Annotated in this window: 7 protein-coding genes; all 7 read right to left on the bottom strand. The window is 63.1% G+C overall.

Features of this window, described 5'->3' with window-relative positions:
- Window positions 1-193: 193 nt before the first annotated feature.
- Complete coding sequence (gene ccmE, locus EN939_RS18530; protein ID WP_127269163.1) at window positions 194-637, bottom strand: cytochrome c maturation protein CcmE; 444 nt, start codon at window positions 635-637, stop codon at window positions 194-196.
- An 8-nt stretch (window positions 638-645) separates the two neighbouring features.
- A complete protein-coding gene (gene ccmI / locus EN939_RS18525; RefSeq protein WP_127269162.1) occupies window positions 646-1,785 on the bottom strand; it encodes a c-type cytochrome biogenesis protein CcmI in 1,140 nt (379 codons plus the stop codon).
- A gap of 93 nt (window positions 1,786-1,878) precedes the next feature.
- Entirely contained in the window at window positions 1,879-2,316 is a 438-nt protein-coding gene (locus EN939_RS18520; RefSeq protein ID WP_127269161.1) for a hypothetical protein, read from the bottom strand.
- Between the two features lie 184 nt (window positions 2,317-2,500).
- Entirely contained in the window at window positions 2,501-3,934 is a 1,434-nt protein-coding gene (locus tag EN939_RS18515; RefSeq protein ID WP_127269160.1) for an ATP-binding protein, read from the bottom strand.
- Window positions 3,918-4,583 (bottom strand): response regulator transcription factor, encoded by a 666-nt coding sequence (locus EN939_RS18510; protein WP_023812809.1) that lies wholly within the window; start codon window positions 4,581-4,583, stop codon window positions 3,918-3,920. Before EN939_RS18510 ends, EN939_RS18515 begins: the two co-directional genes overlap by 17 nt.
- A gap of 137 nt (window positions 4,584-4,720) precedes the next feature.
- Complete coding sequence (locus EN939_RS18505; RefSeq protein ID WP_127269164.1) at window positions 4,721-5,023, bottom strand: hypothetical protein; 303 nt, start codon at window positions 5,021-5,023, stop codon at window positions 4,721-4,723.
- Between the two features lie 175 nt (window positions 5,024-5,198).
- Complete coding sequence (locus tag EN939_RS18500) at window positions 5,199-5,606, bottom strand: DUF3168 domain-containing protein (protein WP_127269159.1); 408 nt, start codon at window positions 5,604-5,606, stop codon at window positions 5,199-5,201.
- Window positions 5,607-5,689 lie beyond the last annotated feature (83 nt).

Here is a 5,689-nt window from a genome sequence, read left to right as displayed (position 1 = left end):
GCGAAGGACAGCGCCGTCAAGGCAAAGCCGGTCACCGCGACCGGACCGCCGACGGCCATGAGGCGCTGGTTGTTCAGGCGCGCGCCAAACAGCGGCACCACCGTCTGCACCAGCGAAAGCGCAAACGCCAGGACGAGGGCGAAATGTCCGGTTTCAACCATGCCCGTGATCCATTGTCGCTCTCCTGCCGGAGCTATTCACTCTTGTTCTCCTGCCAGACGCCCTTGGCCTTGAGGCCGTCCGCAACCTCCTTGGGCATGTAGCGCTCATCATGCTTGGCCAGCACGCTATCGGCAACAAAAACCCCGTCCGGGCCGAAAGTACCCTCGGTGATGACGCCCTGCTCTTCGCGGAAAAGGTCGGGCAGGATGCCGGTGTAGGTGACCTTGACCGATTTGTGCGTGTCGGTCACCGAAAAGCCGACCGTTGCCCCCTGCCCGCGCTGGATCGTGCCTTTTTCGACCAATCCACCCAACCGGATGCGCTGGCCAGGCTGGACACTGGCGGTGGTGAGATCGGCCGGCATGTAGAAAAAGGAGGCCTTCTGGCCAAGCGCGTAAAAAGTCAGCCCCGTCGCGGCACCCAGAAAGACCAGCCCGCCCGTGATCACCGACAATCGTTTCTGCTTGCGCGTCATGTCTTGTTCTACTCCGTCGCCGCAAGGCCAAGCGAAGCGGCAAAGGCGGTGAATTTCTTCGCCTGCTCACTGTCTGCGCCAAAGACGGCGATGGCGCGACCGAGCGCCTCACGCGCCTGATCGGCCTTGCCGAGCACGACATAGGAACGAACGAGCCGCATCCATCCTTCCGGATCACGCGGATTTTGCCGCAGTTTGTCGTCGAGGCCGGCGACCATCGTATTGATCATGGCCTCCCGATCCTGCGGCGACATCGAGGATGCGGCGTCGACATCGCCGGCATCGGGACCGTTGCTGGCGCCGCTGGAGGCGACGTCGGAGCCTCCGGATTTGGCCAGCGCCTGCTCGACGGCACCGCGCCATGGCGAGTCCGGCGGCAATCTGCCCAGCATCGCCTGCCATGCCGTGGTCGCTTCCTTGGCGCGCCCCTCCTGCGCCAACGCCATGGCCAGGTAGAAACTCGCCTTCGCGTTGGCCGGATCGAGCTTCAGGGCTGCCTCGAAGGCATCCTGGGCATCGGCCGAGACAATGCCGCCTGCCGCGCTGGCGATCGCCTCGCCGAGACCGGCCTGGCGAACGGCGCTGTCGCCATCGAGCCGAATGGCGTTGCGATAGGCTCCCGCCGCGTCGGAAAAGCGCTGCATGCGCAGATAGACCGGTGCGAGCACGTCCCAGCCCCTGCCGTCAGTGGGATTGGCGGCCAGATGGGCTTCGGCCCGCGCCACCAGCTCGTCGACCGAACTGTCGGCGGGATTCTTGGCCAACCGCTCGCTGAGCGGTTGCGACGGCAGGTCGGGAGAGCCAAGCTTGACATAGAGCCCCCAACTGACCAGCGGCACCGCCAGCACGGCTACGGTTGCCACCAGCCTTGCCGTGATCGACGCTCGGCCAGGGTTTGCGCCGCTGGCGGTACCCGCATTGTCAAGGCGAATGATGCGGCGAGCGATCTCGGCGCGGGCCTCGGCTGCTTCGGCCGGCTGGATCAAGCCACGCGCGGCGTCGCGGTCAAGCTCGGACAATTGGTCCCGATAGACTTCGAGATCATGTTCGCCGCTCGACGACGCGCCCTTGGCGCTGGCGGCCAGCGGCAGCAGCACCGCCAGGCTTGCACCCAGCGTGAGAATGGCGGCTATGACCCAGAACAGCATGGTTCTTCCAATACCGGCAGAGCTCTGCCGTGCCAACAGATGCATGCTGCGACGCTTTGACGACGCCAGCCGCCAATCGTCGGCAGACGGTCGTCAGGTCAGCGGCGTCCAGCTGCCATCGGCGTTGCGGCAAGCGGTTCCACGCGCCGTGACCCCGGCGCCGGCGGAAAACACCGTCTGCGTGTACTGGCGGCAGTCCTGCGAACCGACGCGGTACGGCTGGGCCGGAACCACCTCGCCGTAGCGCGAAGCCTGAGCGCCTTTCCACGTCACCTTCTGGCCGCTGGTCGTATATTCCAGCGCCTTGTATTCAGCCTCGAGCGCGCTGCGCTTCTCGGTCTCGCTGAGGCCGTTGCCGATCGTCCCGCTGATGAGGCCGCCGCCCATCGCCGAAATGATCGTCGTGGTCACCTTGCCGCTGGAAGGAGGTGTCGAGGCCGGTGTCACTGCTATGGCTGGACCCTTGCCGCTCAAGGTGGTGCAGCCGGAAACGGCCAGCAATGCGGAAACGAGAGCGACGCGAATCTTCATGCCAACAACCGATTTTCTTGAGTGGGAGCCTGCCATGGATGCGCCGGGGGCCGCGTCATCGGAGAAGTTGGCGTGGCCATAGTATTGATATTTGTCGGAAATTTGGCCGCTGCCACTGCGGGACCAATCGACATGCCGCCAATAACATCTCCCGTCCTTCTATGTCGATTGGACCTGGTGAACATCACTGAAGGCTCCGCAATCGCACCACCGCCTTCAATCCGCCCATACCGGACCGTTCGAGCGCCAGAACGCCTCCATACTCGTTGACAAGGTCTGCGACAATGGCCAGCCCCAGACCTGTTCCGGGCTTCGTCTCGTCCAGACGCCGTCCCCGCTTCAGAGCCTCGCGCGCCTTGTCCTCGGGAATGCCCGGACCGTCATCCTCTATGCTGATCTCGAACAGGCCGGCCGGGTCGTCCTTGCCGGTCAAGGGCACGACCGAAACCTGCACCGCGCTCTTTGCCCATTTCATCGCGTTTTCAAGGAGATTGCCCAGCAATTCCTCAAGATCCTCGCGCTCGCCGGCGAAGACGATTTCGGCCGCCGGCAGCGACAGCGACAGATTTGTCTGCGGATTGAGCTTCTGCAGAACCCGCACCATGCGCTGCACCAGCGGCGTCACCGGCGTGCGATAGACGACGCTGTCGCGTTGTGCCGCGACGCGGGCGCGCTGGAGATAGTGTTCGACCTGCTTCTGCATGGAAGCGGCCTGTTCCGCGATCAGCTGCCCCTTGGCACCGCCGAGCGCGCGGCCCTCGTTGAGCAGTACCGCCAGCGGCGTCTTCAGCGAATGGGCGAGATTGCCGACCTGTGTTCGCGACCGCTCGACGATGCGCCTGTTGTTTTCGATCAAGGCATTGGTTTCGTTGGCAAGTGGTTCGATCTCGGCCGGGAAGCGGCCGTCGAGCCTCTGGGCGGTGCCTTCGCGCACCATAGCGAGCGCGTTCCTGACCCGGCGCAGCGGCTGCAGGCCGAGCAGGATGGCGATCGCGTTGATGGCGATCATGCCGACGCCGAACAGGCTGAGATAGGTCAGCAGGCGGCGCTGGAAGGTAGCGATTTCCTGTTCGAGTTCGCTCTGGTTGCCCATGACGCGGAAACGCGCGGCCCGGTTCTTGGCGTCGAGAACGAATTCGCTCTCGAAAACTTCGAGTTGCTCGCCGTCGATGCCTTCAGCTGCGTAGCTGCGCTGAAAGCTGGCATTGAACGGCACCTCGGCAACGCTCGGTGATGGGATCGTCGTGGTCATCGACGACGAGTGGAGATCGCCATGCACGCCCTCCGAAGCGGGCTCGACCGACCAGTACCAGCCCGAATTCGGCTCCGAGAACCGAAGGTCGCCGAGGTCTGGCGCGCCAGTCAGCGCCCCGCTATCGGAGATGCCGATCGAACCGATCAGGTTGAACAGATGCGCCGAAAGCAGGCTGTCGAAGCCGCGCTCGCTGGCCTGGCGGTATAGGGTGGTGATCAAGGTGAAGATGACAACGAGCGTCACGATCGCCCAGACCGTGGAAAAGGCGATAACGCGGAACGTCAGCGAACGCGGCCACAAACGCAGCGAAAGCGGCGTCCTTGCGGTTGGTTTGAGCGGTTCCGAGTTACGCCTCCGGCTCACGCATGCGGTAGCCCATGCCGCGCACGGTTTCGATCATGTCGATGCCCATCTTCTTGCGCAGCCGCCCGACAAACACCTCGATGGTGTTGGAATCGCGGTCGAAATCCTGATCGTAGAGATGCTCGACCAGTTCGGTCCGCGAGACGACTTCGCCCATATGGTGCATCAGATAGGCGAGCAGGCGGAATTCGTGCGACGTCAGTTTCAGCGGCACGCCGTCGACATCGGCCTTGGAGGCCTTGGTGTCGAGACGCAGCGGCCCGCAGGTCAGTTCGGACGAGGCATGGCCGGCAGCCCGCCGGATCAGGGCCCGCAGCCTGGCCAGCACCTCCTCGATGTGGAACGGCTTGGTGACGTAGTCATCGGCGCCGGCATCGATGCCGGAGACCTTGTCGCTCCAGCGGTCGCGCGCCGTCAGGATCAGCACCGGCATCTTGCGGCCGCCGCGCCGCCAGCGCTCGACCACACTTATGCCGTCCATCTGCGGCAGGCCGATATCGAGCACGACCGCGTCATAGGGCTCTGTGTCGCCAAGGAAATGGCCTTCCTCGCCGTCGAAGGCGCGGTCGACGACATAGCCGGCATCGACCAGCGCATCCGATATCTGCCGATTGAGATCCTTGTCATCTTCGACGACGAGTACACGCATGCGGAGTTCGATACCTGTTGAAGAGCTTTGTCAGATTGAAGGGCTTGGTCAGATTGAAGAGCTTTGTCAGATTGAAGACTGGGGCAGATATAGGCCGATTCCGGCGGCCTGGGAAACGTAGCCTAAGGTTGATTGGGTCAGTTCAGCGGAACGACGATCTCGGAACGGCGCGGACGTTGTCCGTCCTTGCCTGGAACGAGCACCACGATGACACAGACAGGCTGACCGCCGCGCGTCGATTGCGAGGCCTTGGCCAGCGTTCCGCCATTCTGCTCGGCCACCTGCTGGCCGATGGCGTAGCAATCGGACGCCGCCAGTACGATCGGACTGGCCAGGTCGGGCGGCGCGATGACCGGCATCGCCATCGCCCGCGACGCGAACAGCCCGGCAGCACAAAGCGCCAGTGTCGCGATTCGGAAGTGGGAGCGAAGCGTTTTCATGACCGGCGTTGTAACGTATCGGTGCTGAACGTGAAATGAACGGTGAATGCCGCTGAAAACATCCTCGCCACACCCCTGCAACGCGAGACAATCAACCTGGAATTTCACCGCCTCGAACAGGTGAAATCCCGCGAAAGTCCAGTCTAGACTCGGTTTTGACCATATTGAAAGCGCATCAGGCATTTTCCTGCGTTATCGCGCGAAAACGCAGCAGCCCGTGATGGACGAGCAGATCCTCGTCATGGCGGGCTTCGGCGAATTCCAGCGACAGTCGTGTCTGGCCGCGAGGGCCAATCACCAATGCTGCGTCGGCAAGGCGCGCCTGGATGGCGGCCATGATGGCAAGCGTTTCGGCGTCGCCATGGGCTTTCGACCAGACATGCAGCGTAATCAACTGATCGTCGGTGTTCTCGGTGCCCGTATCCCAGTCGAAAGCGGAGGTCTGGCCGCAGGTCACGTACGGAAAAGCGGCATTGTCGGTTGGCCGTTCGAGCAGTCCGGCGCCGCCCAGCAAGGCCGACAGCGATGCATCGCTTTTCAGCCTGAGAAACAGTGCCTGCTGTAAATCGCCTGGCGCGGTCATCGTCTTTTCCTCCAGTTCCTGCGCTGCCGATTATTGCTTTTCGGAAGCTGTCCGCGTTCTGCGTGTTCTGACAAATATAGCCA

This window comes from Mesorhizobium sp. M7A.F.Ca.CA.002.05.1.1 (genome assembly GCF_003998335.1).
Taxonomy (GTDB): Bacteria; Pseudomonadota; Alphaproteobacteria; order Rhizobiales; family Rhizobiaceae; genus Mesorhizobium.
The sequence above is the reverse complement of the archived record's forward strand: the minus strand, read 5'-3'. Positions and strand labels throughout refer to the sequence as shown.

Bases quoted from the DNA above. Each gene is read 5' to 3' on its own strand.
- ccmE (WP_127269163.1), bottom strand. From the start codon at position 637: ATGACGCGCAAGCAGAAACGATTGTCGGTGATCACGGGCGGGCTGGTC.
- ccmI (WP_127269162.1), bottom strand. From the start codon at position 1,785: ATGCTGTTCTGGGTCATAGCCGCCATTCTCACGCTGGGTGCAAGCCTG.
- EN939_RS18520 (WP_127269161.1), bottom strand. From the start codon at position 2,316: ATGAAGATTCGCGTCGCTCTCGTTTCCGCATTGCTGGCCGTTTCCGGC.
- EN939_RS18510 (WP_023812809.1), bottom strand. From the start codon at position 4,583: ATGCGTGTACTCGTCGTCGAAGATGACAAGGATCTCAATCGGCAGATA.
- EN939_RS18505 (WP_127269164.1), bottom strand. From the start codon at position 5,023: ATGAAAACGCTTCGCTCCCACTTCCGAATCGCGACACTGGCGCTTTGT.
- EN939_RS18500 (WP_127269159.1), bottom strand. From the start codon at position 5,606: ATGACCGCGCCAGGCGATTTACAGCAGGCACTGTTTCTCAGGCTGAAA.